General features: G+C 49.6%; 23 protein-coding genes. 15 read left to right on the forward strand and 8 right to left on the reverse strand.

Features of this window, described 5'->3' with window-relative positions:
- The first annotated feature begins 163 nt into the window (after positions 1-163).
- The 6 genes from VNQ80_RS16610 (at position 164) to VNQ80_RS16635 (ending at position 5,691) form a co-directional block, all read left to right on the forward strand.
- Positions 164-1,567: a tetratricopeptide repeat protein gene (locus VNQ80_RS16610; protein ID WP_325640707.1), complete on the forward strand. Its 1,404-nt coding sequence runs from the start codon at positions 164-166 to the stop codon at positions 1,565-1,567.
- A 131-nt stretch (positions 1,568-1,698) separates the two neighbouring features.
- Positions 1,699-2,454: a phosphosulfolactate synthase gene (locus VNQ80_RS16615; RefSeq protein WP_325640709.1), complete on the forward strand. Its 756-nt coding sequence runs from the start codon at positions 1,699-1,701 to the stop codon at positions 2,452-2,454.
- A gap of 2 nt (positions 2,455-2,456) precedes the next feature.
- Positions 2,457-3,209, forward strand: coding sequence for a shikimate dehydrogenase (gene aroE / locus VNQ80_RS16620; RefSeq protein ID WP_325640711.1), 753 nt, complete (start codon positions 2,457-2,459; stop codon positions 3,207-3,209).
- Positions 3,191-3,793 (forward strand): gliding motility lipoprotein GldD, encoded by a 603-nt coding sequence (gene gldD, locus VNQ80_RS16625; protein WP_325640713.1) that lies wholly within the window; start codon positions 3,191-3,193, stop codon positions 3,791-3,793. The genes aroE and gldD overlap by 19 nt, the downstream gene beginning before the upstream one ends.
- Positions 3,794-3,823: 30 nt before the next feature.
- Complete coding sequence (locus VNQ80_RS16630) at positions 3,824-4,465, forward strand: MBL fold metallo-hydrolase (RefSeq protein ID WP_325640715.1); 642 nt, start codon at positions 3,824-3,826, stop codon at positions 4,463-4,465.
- A gap of 5 nt (positions 4,466-4,470) precedes the next feature.
- Complete coding sequence (locus VNQ80_RS16635; RefSeq protein WP_325640717.1) at positions 4,471-5,691, forward strand: FtsX-like permease family protein; 1,221 nt, start codon at positions 4,471-4,473, stop codon at positions 5,689-5,691.
- 149 nt (positions 5,692-5,840) lie between these two features.
- Here the strand turns inward: VNQ80_RS16635 and VNQ80_RS16640 are convergent, their stop codons facing one another.
- The 4 genes from VNQ80_RS16640 to VNQ80_RS16655 all read right to left on the reverse strand — a co-directional run bounded on the left by VNQ80_RS16640 (position 5,841) and on the right by VNQ80_RS16655 (position 8,693).
- The gene (locus VNQ80_RS16640) at positions 5,841-6,662 is read right to left on the reverse strand and encodes a hypothetical protein (RefSeq protein ID WP_325640719.1); all 822 of its coding nucleotides are present in this window, start codon (positions 6,660-6,662) and stop codon (positions 5,841-5,843) included.
- Positions 6,663-6,749: 87 nt separating this feature from the next.
- Positions 6,750-7,547 carry a hypothetical protein gene (locus tag VNQ80_RS16645; protein ID WP_325640721.1) on the reverse strand — a complete coding sequence of 266 codons (798 nt, stop codon included), beginning with the start codon at positions 7,545-7,547 and terminating at the stop codon, positions 6,750-6,752.
- 146 nt (positions 7,548-7,693) lie between these two features.
- Positions 7,694-8,338: a hypothetical protein gene (locus tag VNQ80_RS16650; RefSeq protein ID WP_325640724.1), complete on the reverse strand. Its 645-nt coding sequence runs from the start codon at positions 8,336-8,338 to the stop codon at positions 7,694-7,696.
- A 70-nt stretch (positions 8,339-8,408) separates the two neighbouring features.
- Positions 8,409-8,693, reverse strand: coding sequence for a NifU family protein (locus VNQ80_RS16655; RefSeq protein ID WP_325640726.1), 285 nt, complete (start codon positions 8,691-8,693; stop codon positions 8,409-8,411).
- 169 nt (positions 8,694-8,862) lie between these two features.
- Between VNQ80_RS16655 and VNQ80_RS16660 the strand changes: the two genes are divergently transcribed.
- The 3 genes from VNQ80_RS16660 to coaBC are packed head-to-tail and all read left to right on the forward strand — an operon-like array spanning position 8,863 to position 11,329.
- Positions 8,863-9,762 (forward strand): outer membrane protein assembly factor BamD, encoded by a 900-nt coding sequence (locus VNQ80_RS16660; RefSeq protein WP_325640728.1) that lies wholly within the window; start codon positions 8,863-8,865, stop codon positions 9,760-9,762.
- 21 nt (positions 9,763-9,783) lie between these two features.
- A complete protein-coding gene (locus VNQ80_RS16665) occupies positions 9,784-10,119 on the forward strand; it encodes a DNA-directed RNA polymerase subunit omega (RefSeq protein ID WP_325640730.1) in 336 nt (111 codons plus the stop codon).
- A 4-nt stretch (positions 10,120-10,123) separates the two neighbouring features.
- Positions 10,124-11,329 carry a bifunctional phosphopantothenoylcysteine decarboxylase/phosphopantothenate--cysteine ligase CoaBC gene (gene coaBC / locus VNQ80_RS16670; RefSeq protein ID WP_325640732.1) on the forward strand — a complete coding sequence of 402 codons (1,206 nt, stop codon included), beginning with the start codon at positions 10,124-10,126 and terminating at the stop codon, positions 11,327-11,329.
- Here coaBC and VNQ80_RS16675 read toward each other — a convergent pair.
- Positions 11,319-12,350 carry a LacI family DNA-binding transcriptional regulator gene (locus VNQ80_RS16675; RefSeq protein WP_325640734.1) on the reverse strand — a complete coding sequence of 344 codons (1,032 nt, stop codon included), beginning with the start codon at positions 12,348-12,350 and terminating at the stop codon, positions 11,319-11,321. The genes coaBC and VNQ80_RS16675 overlap by 11 nt on opposite strands.
- 97 nt (positions 12,351-12,447) lie before the next feature.
- On the opposite strand from VNQ80_RS16675, the gene VNQ80_RS16680 reads away from it, so the two are divergent.
- From VNQ80_RS16680 to VNQ80_RS16700, 5 genes are all read left to right on the forward strand, one after another.
- Positions 12,448-12,681, forward strand: a complete 234-nt coding sequence (locus VNQ80_RS16680) for a signal peptidase (protein WP_325640736.1) — start codon at positions 12,448-12,450, stop codon at positions 12,679-12,681.
- Positions 12,674-13,039, forward strand: a complete 366-nt coding sequence (locus VNQ80_RS16685) for a diacylglycerol kinase family protein (RefSeq protein ID WP_325640738.1) — start codon at positions 12,674-12,676, stop codon at positions 13,037-13,039. The genes VNQ80_RS16680 and VNQ80_RS16685 overlap by 8 nt, the downstream gene beginning before the upstream one ends.
- A gap of 1 nt (position 13,040) precedes the next feature.
- Positions 13,041-13,763, forward strand: coding sequence for a DNA repair protein RecO (gene recO, locus VNQ80_RS16690; RefSeq protein WP_325640740.1), 723 nt, complete (start codon positions 13,041-13,043; stop codon positions 13,761-13,763).
- Between the two features lie 79 nt (positions 13,764-13,842).
- A complete protein-coding gene (locus VNQ80_RS16695) occupies positions 13,843-14,073 on the forward strand; it encodes a 4a-hydroxytetrahydrobiopterin dehydratase (RefSeq protein WP_325640742.1) in 231 nt (76 codons plus the stop codon).
- Positions 14,073-15,173, forward strand: coding sequence for an AI-2E family transporter (locus VNQ80_RS16700; RefSeq protein WP_325640744.1), 1,101 nt, complete (start codon positions 14,073-14,075; stop codon positions 15,171-15,173). The genes VNQ80_RS16695 and VNQ80_RS16700 overlap by 1 nt, the downstream gene beginning before the upstream one ends.
- Positions 15,174-15,200: 27 nt before the next feature.
- On the opposite strand, the gene VNQ80_RS16705 is transcribed toward VNQ80_RS16700, so the two are convergent.
- Positions 15,201-15,392, reverse strand: coding sequence for a cold-shock protein (locus VNQ80_RS16705; RefSeq protein WP_090626780.1), 192 nt, complete (start codon positions 15,390-15,392; stop codon positions 15,201-15,203).
- Positions 15,393-15,610: 218 nt separating this feature from the next.
- Here VNQ80_RS16705 and acnA point away from each other — a divergent pair, with 218 nt between their 5' ends.
- On the forward strand, positions 15,611-18,358 hold the full coding sequence (acnA, locus tag VNQ80_RS16710) for an aconitate hydratase AcnA (RefSeq protein WP_325640801.1): 2,748 nt from the start codon (positions 15,611-15,613) through the stop codon (positions 18,356-18,358).
- Positions 18,359-18,378: 20 nt separating this feature from the next.
- On the opposite strand, the gene thiL is transcribed toward acnA, so the two are convergent.
- A complete protein-coding gene (thiL, locus tag VNQ80_RS16715) occupies positions 18,379-19,425 on the reverse strand; it encodes a thiamine-phosphate kinase (RefSeq protein ID WP_325640749.1) in 1,047 nt (348 codons plus the stop codon).
- Between the two features lie 118 nt (positions 19,426-19,543).
- Positions 19,544-20,539, reverse strand: coding sequence for a quinolinate synthase NadA (nadA, locus tag VNQ80_RS16720; RefSeq protein ID WP_325640751.1), 996 nt, complete (start codon positions 20,537-20,539; stop codon positions 19,544-19,546).
- Positions 20,540-20,679: the final 140 nt, after the last annotated feature.

The raw sequence follows: 20,679 nt of genomic DNA on the forward strand, positions 1-20,679 counted from the left end.
CCACATGTGACGTAAGCGATTGATTTTCTACGGGTTTTTATCGATTTCGGCAAATTGTTGAAAACTTGTGTTGAAAATATCATCCGACAAACCCTATTTTGTTATCATCAAAACGCAGCTGAATACGTGCGCTAAAGTAGTTGTTCTTAAACAAGGAGTATAGATGGAAGACGATTTCGAATATGGGCCCGCCGAAGACCCGCGGCTTTCGGTGGAGCGCTACGAAGAAATGATTCGCAATAAGGATCAATACTTTTTTGATACGCAGGCTTTTGAGGGGATCATTGACTACTATATGGACAAAAATGATCCGATCAAAGCATTACAGGTTGTTGATTATGCCGTTAGCCAGCATCCGTTTGCGGCGGTGTTTTACCTCAAACAGGCCCAGTTGTTTGCGGTGACAAACCAGTTTGCACAAGCCCTCGATGCATTGGGGCGGGCGGAAACCCTCGAACCGTCTGAAGGGGATATTTACCTCATCAAAGGCGGCATACTGGGCAGCATGGAACGTTATGATGAAGCGTTCGTATGCCTCAACAAGGCCCTGGAGCTCGCCGAAAACCCAGACGATATTTATTTGCAAATAGCGCTCCTGCATCAAAACAAAGGCGATTACGATAGAGCGATCCATTTCCTCAAGCGAAGCCTAGAGCAAAACATGGAGAATCAGGATGCGCTGTACGAGCTGGCGTTTTGCTACGACGTGCTGGATAGGCAAGAAGAGAGTATCGGGTTTTATAAGCAATATATCGATAACGATCCTTATTCATATGCAGGGTGGTACAACCTCGGCAACGCCTACCACAAGCTTAGCCGCTACGCGGAAGCCATCGATGCGTACGATTACGCCATACTCATCAAAGACAACTTTGCCTCGGCCTATTTCAACAAAGGGAACGCCTTGGTAAACCTCGATAAATACAGCGAGGCCATCGACGTATACCGACAGACATTCGAATACGAACCCCCGGGCGCGGAGACGTACTGTGCCATCGGCGAGTGTTATGAGAAGTTGGAGCAAATGGACGAAGCCCGCTCGTATTATAAGAAAGCCGTTAAAATCGATGTGGCGCTGGCCGACGCGTGGTTTGGGATCGGCGTGACGCTCGATTATGAAGAGCGGTATTTCGAATCGCTGCACTTTTATAAGAAAGCGCTCGATTTGGAACAGGACAACCCTGATTACTGGTTTGCCATCGCTGACGCACGGTACAAACTCAAGCAATTTGACGAAGCGGAGGCAGCCTATGAAAAAGTGGTGGAGCTCAACCCCATTGACCTGGAGGCGTGGCTGGACTACTCGTCTATCCTTTACGAGCGAAACAAATTGGAACGTGCGATAGAAACCATCGCCGACGCGATCAAAAACAATCCCGATGGCGCCGAATTGTACTACCGTATGGTGGCCTATCTCATTGCCGCAGGCAGGTATAACGAAGCGCTAAACTACCTGGAATTGGGACTTGGCGCCGATCCACATAAGCACGCCGTATTGTTTGAGTACCTGCCGCAGTTACGCGACAACAAAGCCATTGCCGAGGTAATCAAGAAGTACATGCCGTAACCTGCTGGTCAGGCAGCCGATAGCCGCCACAGGCACCCGCTGCGTGCGCAGATTTCAGAAATATTTCAGATTTTTTCTGCTTTTTTGCCCATAATATTCCATTTTAGCCGTTAACAACAATTAGCATATAGATGAATTTTCAGCTGAATAATGTTCCTTCACGAACGCAAAAGCCTAGAAATAACGGGCTAACTATGGTTATGGACAAGGGGCTCAGCGTACGCCAGGCCGAAGACCTCATGGCTGTGGGTGCGGCATATATCGATTTTGTGAAACTGGGGTGGACCACTGCCTATATCATTCCGAAGCTGGAGGAAAAGCTGGCCGTTTATCGTGAAGCGGGGGTACATCCGTATTTCGGTGGTACCTTGTTCGAAGCGTTTGTCGCGCGCAATCAGTTCGACGACTTTCTCCGCGTGGTGGAAAAATACGGGCTGGAATACGCAGAAGTGTCCGATGGGTCTATTACGCTGCCCCACGAGAAAAAATGCGAATACATCGCTACCGTGGCACAGCACGCCACCGTAATCTCGGAGGTGGGATCGAAAGACAACACCAAGATCATGGCCCCCTATAAGTGGATTTCGCTGATGAAAGCCGAGCTGGAAGCCGGCACCTGGCGGTTGATCGCCGAGTCGCGCGAAAGCGGCAACGTGGGCCTTTATCGTGAATCGGGCGAGGTTAGGCAGGGACTTGTCGACGAGATCCTCAACGAAATTTCCAACGAGAAAATCATCTGGGAAGCCCCACTAAAAGCACAGCAAGTATACTTCATTAACCTCGTGGGGCCGAATGTCAACTTGGGCAACATCAATACCAACGAAATCATCGCCCTGGAAACTACGCGGATGGGGCTTCGAGGCGACACGTTCCATAATTTTATCTGACAATGAACAAATTCGGGCTGATCGGTTTCCCGCTGACGCATTCCTTTTCCAAGAAATATTACGACGCGAAGATCGAGCGGGAACAAATCCCGGAGGTGGGCTACGAACTGTATCCCATCCCCGACATTACGGATTTCCCCGGCTTGGTTGAAAAGGACCCCCAGCTGATGGGCATCAACGTGACCATCCCGTATAAAATTGCTGTGATGCGCTACCTCGACCAGTTGTCGCCGGAAGCGGAAGCCATTGCCGCCGTCAACTGCATCCGCATCGAGCGGGAAAACAGCGGCCGACCGGTACTCACCGGCTACAACACCGATGTCTATGGCTTTGCCGAGTCCCTGAGGCCCTTGCTTAAACCCCACCACGATGCCGCGCTCATACTCGGCAACGGCGGGGCGGCCAAAGCGGTTTCCTTTGCCCTTGCCCAGCTCAACATCGCCCACACGGTTGTTTCGCGGTCGGCCGGGAATGGCCAACTCGCCTATGAACAGCTGGATGCTGCGGTCATCGGCATCCACCCGCTCATCGTCAATACGACCCCGCTGGGAACGTACCCCGACGTGATGGGCTGTCCCGGTATCCCGTATGATCTTTTGGGCGAGCGCCACCTGCTTTACGACCTTGTCTATAACCCGCCGGAAACGGAATTTCTGAAGCGCGGGCAAGCCCAGGGGGCGGCCATCAAGAACGGACTTGAAATGCTCGAACGCCAGGCCGAGCGTAACTGGGAAATATGGAACGCCGGCAGGTAAGGGCGCTAACCTCCCAATGGGTTGCTTTCGGCCTCCTAGTCGCGTTGTGTGTGGGCGGTTGCCAGCACCAGTATTCACCAAAACCCCGTGGATATTTCCGCATCGAGTTCCCCGAAAAGGAATACCGGCCATTTACCGCCGGTTGCCCCTACACCTTTGATATCCCTGTGTACGCGAAAATGGAGCCTGACCGTTCAGCGGACGCGCAGCCCTGTTGGATGGATATCCACTTTCCGCAGTTCAATGCCCGCATCCATCTGAGCTACATGCCCGTTTCCAGTCCGACCAACTTCAATGAACTGGTGGAAGATGCCCGCACGTTTGCTTTCAACCATACCGTCAAAGCCACGGCCATCGACCAGCAACGCATCCGGCGGCCGGAAGCCGGTGTGTACGGGTTAAAATATGAGATTAGCGGCAACACGGCCTCCAACATCCAGTTTTTCGTTACCGACAGTACGCGCCACTACCTGCGGGGGGCGTTGTATTTCCACGAGAAGCCGCGGCTGGACTCCATACAGCCGGTGTTGGATTTCATCAAAGCAGATATCGATACGCTGATCGGTTCCCTGCGGTGGGAATAAAAGATGGGCAAAAAGCCCTACATTTGTAGCATGATCCGCATCAAATCCTTTGTGTGCAACCCCTATCAGGAGAATACCTACGTATTATATGACGATACAGGAGCCGCGGCAATCGTCGATCCCGGCATGTACGGCGCCCATGAGGAGAAACAATTCAGTGATTTCATCCGTGCCGAAGGCCTGAAGCCCGAATTGCTGCTCAACACGCATTGCCACATCGACCACGTGCTGGGCAACCGGTACGTATACGATACGTACGGCCTGCTACCCCAATTCCATGAGGGTGAGCTGCCACTGCTCGTGGAAGTGCAGAACTACGCCCCGCAAATGGGAATACGCTACGACGTATCGCCCATCGCCGAGACCTTCCTGCCTGCGACGGGATCCGTCGCATTCGGCCAGCGGGAACTGGCACTCATCTTCGCGCCCGGCCATTCGCCCGCACACCTCTGCTTCTACAGCGAAGCCGATGGGTTCCTTGTCGGGGGCGACGTCCTTTTCCGGAACAGCATCGGCCGCACCGACCTGCCGGGGGGCAACCACCAACAGCTGTTGGATAGCATTGCGCACCAGCTTTACACACTGCCGGATGACACCCTGGTGTATCCCGGGCACGGACCGGAAACCACTATCGGGCACGAAAAGAAAACCAATCCGTTTATCAGGGGGTAGCACACATGAACACCGCACTGTACTTCGCCAAGCGTTACCTGTTCTCCAAAAAGACTGTCAATGCGGTCAACATCATCTCCGGCATCAGCGTGGTGGGCGTATTGGTAAGCAGTGCGTCGCTCATCATCATTCTGTCGTTTTACAACGGACTGGAGAAGCTGATTTTCTCCATGTACAGTGCATTTTCGCCCGAACTCCGTATCGAGCCCGCTACCGGCAAGGGCTTTGTGGCCGATTCGGCCCTCACCGCACAGCTAAATAACCGCCCCGAGATAAGCAACTACCGTGAGGTGTTGCAGGAGCGCGTATTGCTACGCTATGGAGACGCCCAATACATTGCCACCATTAAGGGGGTCACCTTAGACAGCACAATACCACAATCCATGGATACGCTGCTACAGGATGGCCACTTCGCGTTGCAGTATGACGGCGAAGAATATGCCGTGATGGGTGCTCGCGTGCAGGGTATGTTGGGGGTTTCACTGCGCGACGAATCCCGCTTCATCGAGGTTTTCTCCCCGCGCAAAGGGGTGCGGAGTGGTATCAACCCTATGGATGATTTTACCATGCGGACCATCCGCCCCGGGGGGGTGCTGCGCTACCAGCAGGAATTTGACGACCTACTGATCGTACCAATGGCGTTCGCGCGGGAAGCCGTGGGCGAGTTTTCGCGGGTATCGGCCATCGAAATCAACCTGATGCCCGGCAGCGATGTCGCTGCAGCACAACGGGCGCTTTCCACCCTTGTCGGCAACGACTATCTTGTAAAAGACCGCGAGCAGCAAAATCCCACGTTGTATAAAATCGTGCGAACCGAAAAGTGGGCCGTTTTCGTCATCATCGCCTTCACTGGAATCATTGCGCTCTTCAACATCGTCGGTTCACTGACCATGCTCGTCATCGACAAAAAGAAAGACATCTCGGTATTGATGGGTTTGGGGGCAAACGATGGGCTTATCCGCCGCATCTTTTTCTATGAGGGGCTGCTCATCTCGCTCATCGGCTGTGTGGCCGGACTGGTGTTGGGCCTGCTTTTTTGCATTTCGCAACAGGCCTTAGGTTGGATACGCTTCGGCGAGGGAGAAAACCTCGTCACCGACGTTTATCCCGTGGATATCCGTTATAGCGATTTCCTCCTCGTGTTCCTCACCGTATTTGCTATTTCTGCGCTTATTTCGTTAGTAGCTTCGCGCCTCAGCGTAAAACAGACGGTGCGCTTGTCTTGATGGCAGTCGCGGTCCAGTGCGCAGTGATTTTGTTGCCACGAAAGGCTCTTCGTTTCATTTTTACGACTGGCTTATCTGAGGGGACAATTTTATACTTGTCTTTGGAGACTTCATATTGATACCCTTTCCAGACCGTTAAATTATCATCATCATCTAGTAATCTCGCCATTGTTTGAAACTATTCGTTCTAGCTTAACGACCGGTTCATCTGATGGAATGAATTTCCTATACTTCTCAGTGATTTCATATTCAAACCCTTCCCAAACCTTGGTGTTATCATCATATCGAAATGCCAAACGCTGCATTTCATTATTATCCTTTGTGGTAAATTCAAGAATACGATAATGTTCATATTGAATTCCTGGAGGTGAAAAACTTACCGTTCCCACTTTGTACGTTATCCACTCTGGATGACCTTCGATTTGCCCATTTAGTTTAAACTTAACATTTGTTCCTATTCCGTTAATCGAAGTGCTATAATCGCCGGAAAGCAATACTGAATAGTAAGTGGTATAAGGCTCCTCGAACGCATACGGCCCTAAACTTTTGATATAATAAATGCTGTCTATCATTGTTCCCCTCCTATAGTTCATTTCCAGTAGCATCCTATCGGGATTCTCATAGGATATGAAAAAGCGGGTATCATCATATTGTCCTTCCCGAAAATATTTTAGGTTTAATATGAGTGGCCGAACCAATTTCTTCTTTTTACCCCTTTTCTTAATTTTTGGTTTATTGAGTTTTCCTCGGAACGATAAGACAGAAAGTTCTTCGTCGCATATCCTAATGGCTTGGATGGGCCCGCTAAATCTCGGATAATTTGCAACGGTATGTTTCGTCACGATATCTTCTATCGCTTTTTCGGGCAGCCATATTTCTTCGCAATCGGTCCATCGTTCCGGTCGTTGTGCAAACGCCGGCTGCATACACACAGACAAGATGAAGCAGCTAATGAGAAGACGGACAATCATAATTTTTAAATCTAACGGATAAAACCAGATTTGGTCTGCGTCATAATATCCAGAACGATTAACGCCGTAACCTGCATAAATAGTAATCTAGTTATTATTACTAAGGATTCTTCGCTCTAATCTGACGACTGGCTTATCTGAGGGGACAATTTTATACTTGTCTTTGGAGACTTCATATTGATAACCTGTCCAGACCGTCAAATTATCATCATATAGGAATGCTAAATGAGACGGCTGGCTAGCTTCTTTCGACATGAATTCAAGAAGACAATAGAGATCTTCACTGTTCCCTACAGAAGGAACATTTACCCTTTTCACAACGTAACTTACCCACTCCGGATGACCTTTGATTTGTCCATCTAGACAGAGACTTACTTTCGTTTCAACACCATCAATCGAAGTTTGATAGTCGCCTTGGAGCAATATCGAATTGTACGTTAAATAGGGTTCCGTGAAAGCATATTGCCCTAAGTTTTTAATCATATAGATACTATCGATCTTCTCTTCATTCACAATCTCCAGTAGAACACTATCTTGGCCTTTATCTGATAAAAAAAAACGTGTGCCTTCGAAGTCTCCTTCATTAAAGTACTTCAGATTCAATACTAGCGGTTGAATTAGCTCCTTTTTATTGCCTATTTGCTCAATTTTCGGCTTTACAACTTTTCCGAATAATGTCCGCACGTATAATTCCTCATTATACACGACTAAAGATTGTATAGGAGTACTAAATTTCGAATAATTTGATATTGTATTGTTCTTAACAATGTCTTCTATTGCTTTTTTAGGTAACCATACATCACATTCCTGCCATACAAAAGTTTGCGCAAAAGATAGCTGCGTAGTTGCAATAACACAGATAAGTATTCGAATCAAGCCACTCATAACCCTATTCAAAAGGATAAAACCAGATTTCCTCTGCAGGATAGTATCCGGAACCTATGATACTCCCTATTTGTTGGACAACTTTTGCACTAATTTAAAAACAAGTCGTTTATTTGCTTTTCGGACGAAAACGGCCGTTGCTCGAACTACCTATTCCGTGCTCGGCTCTTGTTCCCTTCGGAAATCTGGCGGATGAGGTTCCCCCAAGCAAAGGGACTTAAAAGTGGGTTGGCCATACGTTGGTTTACCGCCTTGTTGGAGAGCCCGATGTGGTTTTGCGTGGCGCTGAAGCTTTGTATTTCCTCAGCACTTCGGGGCGTCACCGCGGCCAGCGCAGCCAAAGACTCCGGCGAAAGGTTTTTCTGGGCCACAACGAAGTCATCATCGGCGATTTCCAGTGACATGAATGCCATGTTGAACTCGTCGATACTCGCCCAAGGATAGGGTGTCACCATCGGCAAATCCTTAATCTCTGCCGTCATTTTTACCATGGCAGTATATTTATCTTCCGGCACCCTCGGGATGATGACGCGCGTAGACAGGTAACCCACTGAAGTGAACAGGACGGTGTCGCCCTCATGCGCCACAAACGAAAAATAGCCTTGGTGGTTGGCATTCACCGTGTGGTTCTTATGGGAAAGGTTGGTAACAGACACATAGGGCACAACGACATTGGTATCCGCATTGTGGATAACGCCACTGAACTGCACCAGCTTCTTTTGCTGGGCCAGCGATAGCGTCACCGCCCCCACGGTAAACAAAACAATCAGTATGTTGCGGATTATCCTCATAGCTATGCAACAAAGCTACGTATTCGTAAGTTTGCGACCCCGTTAAATAATGTTAAATCACCAAAAAACCCTAACCGCCCATCCGCGGAAGAGGCATTGTGGCATTCGGATCGTCCATGTCGGTAATGTTGATGGCCTCCACGGCAGTAACCTCAGGAACGGATTTCTTGATGGCTTGCTCCAGGCCTGCCTTGAATGTCATGATGCTCATGGCACATGAAGCACAGGATCCCAAGAGCTTTAGTTTCACCACGTTGTCCGCCGTGATCTCCTCAATGCTCACATTACCCCCGTCCGTCTCGAGATACGGCCTGATGGATTCCAAAGCCTGTTCTACTCTTTCCCGTATTTCCATAACCTCTATGATTATTACAAGGTTGTAAAGATACGGATATTTTCCCAATAATTACATATCACGGCTATCTGTTAAACTCTGTTAAAGGACTTGGCAGCACCGGTTTTTACCCTTACCTTGCGCTAAAAATTTAATTGACAGGTATTTTAAATTCACTTATCTTTGCAGGATGTTTAAAAACAGGCGAATAGCGGCATGGATTGCCGGGGTGTTCTTGGTGGTGATGGTTGCCGGGTGCAAGAGCAGATTTGAGAAGCTGCGTGCCAGCAACAACATTGCCCAGAAATATCAGGAAGCGCTGAAATATTACAACAAGAAGAAATACAGTAAAGCCCTCATCCTGTTTGACGACCTCGCGCAGCGGTATCGTGGGCAGGCCGAAGCGGAAGACCTGTACTACTACGGGGCCTACACCAACTACCACCTGCGCGACTATACATCTGCTCGGTTCTATTTCAAGCAATTCACGGATACGTATCCGAACAGCGCCCGCGCTGAAGAGTGTCGCTATATGGGCGCTTATTGCTATTATTTGGAATCTCCCAAGGTGGGGCTCGACCAAGAATATACATACCGGGCCATTGAGGCGTTGCAGCTCTTCATCAACCTTTATCCGGATGGCGAAAGGGCCCAAGAGGCCGCCGGCCTTATTGATGACCTCCGCGATAAGCTTGAAACCAAGGCTTTCAACAATGCGAAACTTTACCTGGATATGGGCCTGCAGGATGATTACCGCGCAGCGGTGATTGCATTCGACAATGTGCTCAGCGAGTTTCCAGACACCAAATATGCCGAAGAGATGGAATTCCTAAGTGTAAAGGCCCAATACCTGTATGCCGAGCAAAGCCATCCGAGAAGGCAGGAGGAACGCTACGGCAAAGCACTGGATTTATACGCCAATTTCGTTGCCGATTATCCGGAAAGCAGGTTCCGCAAAGAGGCCGACCAGCTCAAGCTTGATGCAGAAAAAGGCGTTGAGCAGGCCCAGAAATACACCGCCCAGGTTGCCGCAGCCACTACCAATGCGCAGCCCAAAGAAACGGTCGAGGCAACCGAGACAACGAATTGAATGAATATGTTTTCAAAAGATATGAGTACTCAAATAAGCAATACCACCCCTAACACAACGGTTACCCGCGATTTGCGGGAGCTGGACAAGAAAACGGACAATCTTTACGAGTCCATCGTCATCATAGGGAAGCGCGCAAACCAAATTTCGGTAGACGTGAAAGAGGAGTTGAACGGTAAGCTGGCCGAATTTGCAACCACCAACGATAACCTCGAAGAGGTGTTCGAAAACCGCGAACAAATCGAGATTTCCAAACACTACGAGCGCTTGCCCAAGCCCAGCTTGGTAGCCATCGACGAATTCCTGAACGACAAGGTTTACTTCAGAAACCCAGAAACGGAAAACGATAGCGAATAGCCTAGTGAGCATCCGGGGAAAGCACGTCCTGCTGGGTGTATGCGGCAGTATCGCCGCTTACAAGTCGGCCCACCTGATCCGCCTGCTCGTCAAAGCGGGCGCAAAGGTACAGGTGGTCATGACCCCCGATGCCACAAGCTTCATCACGCCGCTTACACTATCCACCCTTTCGGGCAACCCCGTATTGGTAGACTACTTCCACCCCCACTCGGGCGAATGGAACAACCACGTGCATCTCGCATTGGCTGCTGATGCCGTAGTCGTAGCCCCGGCAAGTGCCAATACGTTGGCAAAATTCGCGCAAGGGTTATGCGACAACCTGCTTTGTGCCATATACCTGTCGGCAAAATCGCCGGTTTTCGTGGCTCCGGCCATGGATATCGATATGTGGCAACACGGAAGCACGCGGGCTAACATAAACCGGTTGAAGTCGTTCGGCAACCACATCATCCCTCCCGGTGATGGAGCGCTGGCTAGCGGGCTTTCAGGGGAGGGGCGTCTTGCCGAACCCGAAGAAATCCTCGCCTTTCTCGAGGCGCATTTCGCCGCACCACGTCCGCTAGCAGGAAAGCAAGCACTGGTCACCGCTGGGCCTACCCAAGAAGCCATCGATCCGGTACGGTACATCGGCAACCACTCCAGTGGCAAAATGGGATATGCCATCGCCGCACAACTGGTCAACTTGGGTGCGGATGTTACGCTGGTGAGCGGCCCAACCGCATTGCCGGCGCCACAGGGAGTAGCAATGGTACCTGTTACCTCGGCTGCCGAGATGCTTGATGCCTGCATAGCCCATTTCACCTACGCTGACATCACGGTGATGAGCGCCGCCGTGGCCGATTTCACGCCTAAAGACGTAGCCAATCAAAAAATCAAAAAGGATAGCGGGCACCTGTTGGGCCTCGAACTGGTTAAGACAACCGATATCCTGGCCACCTTGGGCCAGCAGAAGCGGGAAGGACAAGTGCTTGTCGGGTTCGCCCTCGAAACCGATGATGGCATCGCCAGTGCGCAAGACAAACTCCGCCGGAAGAACCTCGATTTTATCGTCCTGAACTCAACACGCGACAAGGGTGCTGGTTTTGCTGGCGACAGCAACAAAATTACCATTATCGACAAACACCATACCTTCGACGAATTTAGCCTCAAACCCAAAACCGAGGTGGCTGCGGATATCTGCGCGCGACTCGTCGCACTGGTCAACGCTTAAGCCTACTCGACTCCCGGGCAGCTAGCTGTACCGGCAACATAATCGTTTCAGCGTCTCCGGACCCTTTCCCGTCGATCAAGCCAACAAGCGTTTCCGCCGCCTGCCTGCCTATTTCGAATGCCGGCTGGTACACGGTAGAAAGCGGCGGTGTTAGCATGCTTGCAAACTCGGTATTGCTGAAGCCGATAAGCGCGATATCGTCCGGAATACGATAACCCAGTTCATGCAATATGCTAAGGCTGTGGGTCGATAATTGGTCGGTGGTGGTAAAGAGTGCCTCCGGCTTATCGGGCAAGGCGAAAAGCGCCCGGATGTTTGCGGCTACACTCGCCTTTAATGTTTCGCGGTCCGTGGGCGCACAAAGGCGAACATACGTCTCTCGATAGCCGATCCCATTGGCGGCCAATGCGTCGCAATAGCCGGCGCCCCGCTGGTCGGCAAAATAGATACCCGGACCAATATTGAGCATCGCGATGCGCCGATACCCATTGTCGATCAAGTGTTGGGTGGCCCTGAAGGCCCCTTCCCGGTTATTGATTCCCACCTGGAACGTACCGGGGTGCTTTCTGATCCGATCAAAAAGAACAACCGGCATTCCCGTTGCAGTCAACTGGTCGATATGTTCCATATCTATTGTTTCGGCAGACGGCGAAATCAGCATACCCTCCACGCCCCGGGCCTCCAGTTGCTTAAGGCAAGCCCTTTCTTGGAGCAGCGATTCTTTGCTCTGCATGATGATGATGTCATAGCCCGAAGCTACACACGTACCATCGATGCCATCTAGCATCCGCGACACAAAACTGTTGTCTATGGAACATACCACCACGCCAATGGACCCACTTTTGCCCTCCTTCAGGCTTTTGGCCATCCGGTTCGGCATATAGTGGTTCACCCGCGCATAATCAGCCACACGTTTCTTGGTGCTCTCGCTGATTTCATAGCTGTCACGCAACGCCTTGGATACCGTAGAGACGGACAAACCCAGCGCTTTTGCAATATCACGTAATGTTATGTTGGGCATGCTACATCGTAATGAATCTATAAAGATAAGTATTCCTTGTATAATAGCATCATATGGCGAAAACCTTATCTTTGTTGAAGACTTCTAGCGTTTGGTTATGAATAAATACTTGCTTCGGGGAATTATCGGCACCATCTCCGGACTCTTGCTAGGCACATTCGGCTTATATCTCATGGATGGTGATTCTGTTGGTTATAAATGGCTACTGCTGTTCGGTGTCGTTGTTTTCGGGCTCGGGTTTTTGACCATCATATACAGCCTCATCCGCAAAATAGAACGCCGCAGCCTATTGGATGAACGCAAGAGAAACCCGGTTGACAACAATGACTAAACGGAAACACAATCCATTCGCCGATGCGTTCAATGGTATCGTAGCTACCTACCGCAGTGAACGGAATTTACGGATTCATATGATCCTAGCCTTGGTTGCCGTTGCGCTTGGTGTCTGGCTTCGGCTGGCCCCGGGGGAGTGGTGTTGGATTGCCGTATGCATAGCGCTCGTAATAATGGCTGAGCTGATCAATACGGCCATCGAAGCATGGGTAGATATGGTGTCTCCCAACGAACATCCGTTGGCAAAAAAGGCGAAAGATGCTGCCGCGGGTGCCGTGTTGGTTGCTGCGGTTTTTTCAGCAACTGTCGGTACCCTCATTTTCCTTCCCAAGCTGTGGATTAGATTTTTCGAATAACATGTTGCATAAAACCCGTGGTATCGTATTGAAGGCGACCAACTATTCGGAAAGCAGTGTGGTAGTCCAGGTATTTACCGAAAAGTTCGGTCTGCAGTCGTATATGGTAAACGGTGCCCGGAAACCGAAAGCCAAAATCGGCACCACCCTCTTACAACCCCTGCATCTGCTCGATATGGTAGTATACCACCGCGCTAATGCTTCGCTGCAGCGGATTTCCGAGGCCCGCCAGAAACCTGCTTTCCAAACCATCCCTTTCGACATTGGCAAAAGCACGGTCGCACTGTTTCTGAATGAAATGCTCTATAAATGCCTGCGCCAACAATCGGCCGACGAACCGTTGTTCAGCTTCGTCTTTAATGCGGTGTCGTGGCTGGACAATACCGAAAAAATGTCCCCAAATTTCCATCTGCTTTTCCTGCTCAAACTGTCACGCTACCTCGGCTTCCACCCCGCCCAACCGAAACCGGGCCAGGTCTACTTCGATTTAAAAGACGGTGTATTCTGCAGCCGGTTGCCGGCACATCCGTTGGTGTTGGAAAATCCCTATACATCGCTTTTCGCGGATCTATTGTCCTCCTCATTCGACCGGCTGGAATCGCTACGCATTTCGCTAATGGACCGCCGCTTCCTGCTGGGTAGGATCCTCGATTTTTATCAGTTCCACGTGGATCACTTGGGCGAAATAAAATCACACGAGGTGTTAGAGGCTGTACTGGAATAATTCAATAACTTGGCCGAAACAAAAGGTGCTTTTGTTTGTTTCGATAATGAATCATGTTTAACCACCAATTTCCTTACTCATGTGGCAAGAACAAAATAATACGCTTTACCGATCAGTTACGTTCAAGGACTTCTCCGAAGCCTTTGCTTTTATGGTTCGGGTCGCCTTACTGGCCGAGCAACATAACCATCACCCTACGTGGACCAATACCTGGAATAAGGTAGAAATGTGGCTATCCACGCACGACGCCGGTGGCGTGGTGACCGAAAAGGACCGAAACCTCGCAAAAGCCATCGATAGCGTATTGTAATGCAAGCAGGAATCAACCCGATTACCCGTTTCAACCAGGTTTTGCTCTTTATTGTACTTTTTTTTGGCATCCTGCATTTCGCGAAACCTTTTTTTATTCCCCTCGCTATCGGAGCGATGATGGCCATGTTGTTGGTGCCGCTTTGCCGAAGGCTTGAGCGACGCAGCATCCCAAGGGGGCTGGCCGCTGTAGCATGCGCACTTTTTGCTTTGGTGCTACTTTTGGGCGTCGGATACCTACTCATCAACCAGATCATCGCATTGGGAAAGGATATGCCCTTAATCGGAAGCAAGCTGAACGATATGCTCAATTCAGCCCACGATTTCATATCCGAACACTTCCAGCTACCCGTGGATACGCAAAAGGCGTATTTGAAAAACCAGATTGACGGGTTCTCAAACCTTGCCGGTAAATATGTTGGCGATATTTTCCGCTCAATACTGTCCTTCCTGGTCCACCTGTTGATTATCACCGCCTATACTGTCCTCTTGCTCATCTATCGTCGCCGGTTTAAAAATTTCGTATTGGCCCTAGTCGTCCATTATGCCGGATCAACGAACTTGGATGAAGCCCGTGACGTGGTTGATAAAACGACTGATGTAGCCAGCTCTTACCTGACAGGTGTATGTATTGTAGCCTTAATTTTCTCGGTCATCAATACCGTCGGCCTAACCATCATTGGCATTGAAAATGCCCTCTTTTTTGGCGTTATGGTCGCTTTTATCAACATCATTCCCTATATCGGCTCGGTAGCGGGGAGTGCAATCGTGGTACTTTATACCTTAATCACGCGCGACTCGCTCGTCACGCCAGCCATTGTGGCCTTGTTCTTCATTGTGCTGCAGCAGATAGACAGTTACATCCTCACACCCAAAATAACGGGTAGTAAAATCCAATTGAATGCGTTGTTTACCATCATGGCGCTGCTGGCCGGCAGCTTGGTTTGGGGTGTAGCAGGGATGATCTTGTTTGTGCCGTTCCTTGGTGCCGCTAAAGTGATTTTTGACCATGTCGATTCCTTGAAACCCTATGGGAACCTGATTGGTAACCGCGAAGCAAGGGGCACAAAAAAGCCGTCTCGCCTGGGGCGAGACGGCTAAATACAATAAATATAGTGATAGTAACCCTTAGATTACTTTAACATTTACCGCATTTAGTCCTTTTCTACCCTGTTCAACATCGTAAGAAACGTTGTCGTTTTCACGAATTTTGTCGATTAAGCCTGATGAGTGAACGAAAATTTCGCTTTCACCTGAGTTAGGAACGATAAAACCAAAACCCTTGGTTTCATTGAAGAATTTTACTACTCCTTCTGCCATTGTATTGAAAAATTAAAATAATAAAAGCCAAAGGTATATATATTTATTTGTAAGTCAGCCAAAAAAATTTACCTTTCCCAACATCAACGAATCGTGCTATTGTCTGGCTTCGCTACCCTTATGGGCGTATACTCGTCTGTCACAATTCCATTTTTTTCACTATATTAGCACATACGGTACTTTCAGTTGTTGTTCACGAGAAAGACGTTCTTTATCTAATCACAAAACACGAACTAAACGATATGGCTTATCAAACTGCATCCCTGAAAAAATTGGCTCAAGAAAACAGTGGAATAACGAAACTTCCTTTTTCCATCCGCATACTGCTTGAAAACGTATTGCGCAACCACGACAATTTCGCTGTTACCGATGAGCACTTAGACACCCTGATCAATTGGAACCCATCGGGTACCGATAAGGAAATCCCCTTTAAACCGGCCCGTGTATTGATGCAGGATTTCACAGGGGTACCGGCCATTGTGGATATCGCTTCCATACGGGCGGAAGTAATCCGGAAGGGCGGCGACGGAAGTAAAATCAATCCGGCCATTCCGGTCGACCTGGTCATCGACCATTCGGTACAAGTAGATTATTTCGGCACAAACTATTCCTACCAAAGCAATGTGGAGCTCGAATATGAGCGCAACGCCGAAAGGTACCAATTGCTTAAATGGGGCCAGCAGGCGCTGACCAATTTCACCGTGGTGCCCCCCGGCATGGGCATATGCCACCAGGTGAACCTCGAATACCTCGCCAAGGGCGTGATTACCCGCGACGGGTGGGCGTTTCCCGATACGTTGGTGGGAACCGACTCACACACGCCGATGGTCAATGGCATCGGCGTAATCGCCTGGGGGGTCGGTGGTATCGAAGCTGAAGCAGCCATGTTGGGCCAGCCTATCTATTTCACCTGCCCCCAGGTGGTCGGACTGAAATTGACCGGGAAAATACCCGCCGGTTGTACCGCTACCGATATGGTGCTCACCATTACCAAACTGTTGCGTGATTTCGGTGTAGTCGGTAAGTTCGTGGAAGTATTCGGCGATGCGCTCGACCACCTCAGTGTTACCGACCGCGCCACCATCTCCAATATGTCTCCGGAATTTGGTTGTACAGTGACGTACTTCCCCATCGACAACCAAACATTGGAGTACATGCGCCGAACCAACCGGTCCGAAGAACAAATAGACCTCGTAGAAGACTACTGCAAAGAAAACCTGCTGTGGCGCACAGGCAGCGAAGAAATCCAGTATTCGCATGTGCTTGAGCTTGATCTGAACACATTGCAACCGACCGTTTCAGGCCCAAAGCGACCACAGGACAAAATATTGGTAAAGGATTTGAACACCCAGTTTTCGCACCTGCTGGCGCAGGAATACCAGCGCAACTACCTGCCCGTAAAAGATCGACAGGAACACGCATGGCTCTCGGAAGGGGGATCGGGTAGTGAATTCACCTACGAAGATAGGCTCAAGCCGGACGAAATCCAAGTAGAAACGGAAGACATCCGGTCCGTGCGGATAAAAATTAAGAACAAAGAATACGTGCTTAGCGATGGCAGCATTGTCATCGCTGCCATTACCAGCTGTACAAATACCTCCAACCCTGCAGTCATGGTGGGTGCCGGACTGGTGGCGCGCAAAGCCGTAGCACGCGGTTTGCGTACCAAAACATGGGTAAAAACCAGTTTGGCCCCCGGTTCTAAAGTGGTAACTGAATACCTGCATCGTGCCAATCTCCTGGAAGATCTGGAAGCCTTGCGTTTTCACACCGTAGGTTATGGATGTACCTCGTGCATCGGAAATAGTGGCCCCCTGCCTCCACACATCGCTGAAGCGGTGGATAAAGGCGACCTCGTCGTGGCCTCCGTACTTTCGGGAAACCGGAATTTCGAGGCCCGTGTGCACCCACAGGTAAAGATGAACTTCCTGATGTCGCCCATGCTTGTGGTTGCTTATGCATTGGTGGGCCGTGTCGACATCGACCTTATCAATGACCCATTGGACTACGACCCGAACGGCAATCCCGTTTACCTGCGCGATATCTGGCCTACACAGCAGGAGATTGTGGATACGATAAACAGCTGCATGCGGGTGGAAGACTTCAAAGCCGTATACGACGTGATCTTTGATGGGGGTGACGACTGGAAACAACTTCTCGCGCCAGAAGGGAAAAATTTCGGCTGGAATGATGATTCCACCTATATACAGGAAGTGCCGTTCTTTAAAGATATCAGCGACGAACCACTTCCCACACAAGACATCAAGGATGCGCGCGTGCTGCTTGCCTTAGGCGATTCCGTAACCACAGACCACATCTCGCCCGCAGGCTCATTTAAATCGGATTCCGCAGCGGGCCAATACCTGGTTTCCAAAGGTGTTGAACCCCGCGATTTCAACTCCTACGGCTCCCGGCGCGGCAATCACGAGGTCATGATGCGTGGCACGTTTGCCAATGTTCGCATACGGAATAAAATAACCACGAAGGAAGGTGGTTATACCACGTATTTCCCTACCGGCGAAACACTTTCGGTGTATGATGCCGCCATGAAATATATCGAATCCGACACACCGCTGGTGGTATTGGCCGGAAAAGAGTATGGCAGTGGATCGTCCAGAGACTGGGCAGCGAAAGGGGCGAACCTACTTGGTATTAAAGCGGTCATCGCCGAGAGTTTTGAACGCATACACCGCAGCAACCTCGTTGGGATGGGGGTGCTGCCCTTAGAGTACCCCGAAGGGGAAAACGCGGAAACCCTGGGTCTGGACGGCACGGAAATAATTGCCATCACCGGCGTTTCGAACGACTTGAAGCCACATAAAATACTAGACGTAACCGCCACCAAAGCCGATGGCCAAGTGGTGGCCTTCAAAGCCCGCGCGCGGTTTGACTCGGCCATCGAAATCGAATATTACCGACACGGTGGAATATTGCAATACGTACTTAGGGGATTCCTCAAGCAATAAGAAATTCAGGCACGACTACACTAGTCTTTGGAACCAAAAGCATTCCATCCCTGCGCTTTAATGGGATGGACTTTGCCCGACTTGGAAATCAGTTCATGCCCCGAGGCCTTATCGGTGATGTGGCCAATGATGCTGATGTCGGATTGGCCGGATAACTTATCGTATTCCGATTGGCTCACCGTGAAGAGCAACTCGTAATCTTCGCCTCCATTCAGTGCGCAAACGGTAGGATCGAGTGCAAATTCACGTGCGGTGTCATAGGTCATCGGATCGATGGGTATCTTTTCCTCGTACAACCGGCAACCCGTATCGGATGCGTTGCAAATATGCAGGATCTCGGATGCCAATCCATCCGATACGTCTATCATCGCCGTAGGCTTAACACCCAACGATGCCAATAACTGGATGATATCCCTTCGGGCTTCCGGTTTAAGCTGCCGCTCCACGATATAGTCTTTTCCTTCCAAATCGGGTTGGATTGAAGGATTTTCCAAAAAAATACGCTTTTCCCGTTCCAGGAGCTGTAAACCGACGTATGCACCACCCAAGTCGCCAGATACACAGACCAAATCACCTTCTTTTGCACCACTTCGGTAAACGACATCTTCCGCTTTTGCATGGCCGATACTGGTAACACTGATCACCAGCCCCTGCGCAGAAGCGGACGTATCGCCCCCCACCAAATCCACCTGGTAGTTCTTGCACGCCAACAACGCCCCGGCGTACAGCTCCTCAATGGCTTCGAGCGGGAACTTACTGGATAACCCAATGGAAAACGTAACTTGCGAGGCCGTACCATTCATCGCATAGATGTCGCTCAAATTCACTTGTACAGCCTTATATCCCAAATGCTTGAAAGGAACATACCGCAAATCGAAATGAACTCCCTCCAATAACAGATCGGTAGAAACCAAGGTCTTATCACCTGAAAAATCCAAGACCGCAGCATCGTCGCCGATACCTTTCGTCGTTGATTTTTCCGTGCACTCAACCGCCTTCGTAAGGTGTGCTATCAACCCAAACTCACCCAGCTGGTCTATATTCGTGTGTTCTTTATTATCAAACATCGTATGCTATATATTAGACTAAGGAACAAAGATTTAAAGACTAAAGACTTACGGTCCATCCTTAACAACTATCCTTGCTCCTATAATCCTTATTCCTTAATCAATTATCAACTCCCCGCTAAAGTCCCAACCTGGCCGAAATTTCCAACATCCGCTCAATAGGCCTTCTCGCCCGGTCAATCACATCAGCAGGTAATATAATTTCCGGTTGCTCAAACTTCATGCAATTGTACAACTTCTCCAGTGTGTTGAGTTTCATATACGGGCAATCGTTGCACGCACAGGTATTATTTGGGGGCGCTGGAATGAACGTTTTGTGCGGGCTCGCCTTTTGCATCTGGTGGATGATACCGCTCTCGGTAGCCACAATAAAGGTAGTTGCCTGCTGCTCTTTGGTATATTTCAATAAGCCCGATGTGGACCCGATATAGTCCGCAGCGTCCAAGATATGTTCCTCACATTCCGGGTGCGCAATGAACTTTGCTTCCGGATATTCAGCTCTTAGCGCTTCGATGCGCTCCTGGGAGAAAATTTCATGAACCATACAGGCACCATTCCAGAGCACGAGTTCACGACCTGTCCTTTTCTGTACATACTCGCCCAGGTTCTTGTCCGGTCCGAAAATAATCTTCTGATCGAGGGGTAAACTATCCACGATCTGTACGGCATTACTGGATGTACAGACGATATCGCTCAGTGCCTTCAATTCGGCTGTACAATTCACATACGTAATAGCGATATGATCGGGATATTGCTCCTTGAATTTGGCAAATAGATGCGGCGGGCAACTATCCGACAACGAGCACCCCGCTTTAAGGTCGGGGAGCAGCACTTTTTTCTCCGGCGACAGGATTTTAGCCGTCTCAGCCATAAAATGCACCCCCGCAAAGACGATTACGTCCGCTTCGGTTTTTGCCGCCTGTTGAGATAGCCCCAAACTATCGCCGATATAATCAGCGATGTCCTGTATCTCCGGCTCTTGGTAGTAATGAGCCAGCAGGATGGCATTTTTCTCCTTTTTTAGCCGGTTGATTTCATCAACCAAATCCAAGGTAGGGTCAATCGGTTCATCGATGTACCCCTTGTTGTCCAATTCAGCTAGATATCCGTTCATGACCATACAAAGGTAGCTAAAGAAATTGATTTGATTTTTTGTTTCCCACAGCTACAATAAGTAATAAGTATTTTAAATAACCTATTTATTATTGTTTGTTAGGGTGTTGGTTTTGTGGGGAAAGGAAGGACTTTTTATTT

This window comes from Parapedobacter sp., assembly GCF_035556095.1.
In the GTDB taxonomy this organism is placed as follows: Bacteria; Bacteroidota; Bacteroidia; order Sphingobacteriales; family Sphingobacteriaceae; genus Parapedobacter.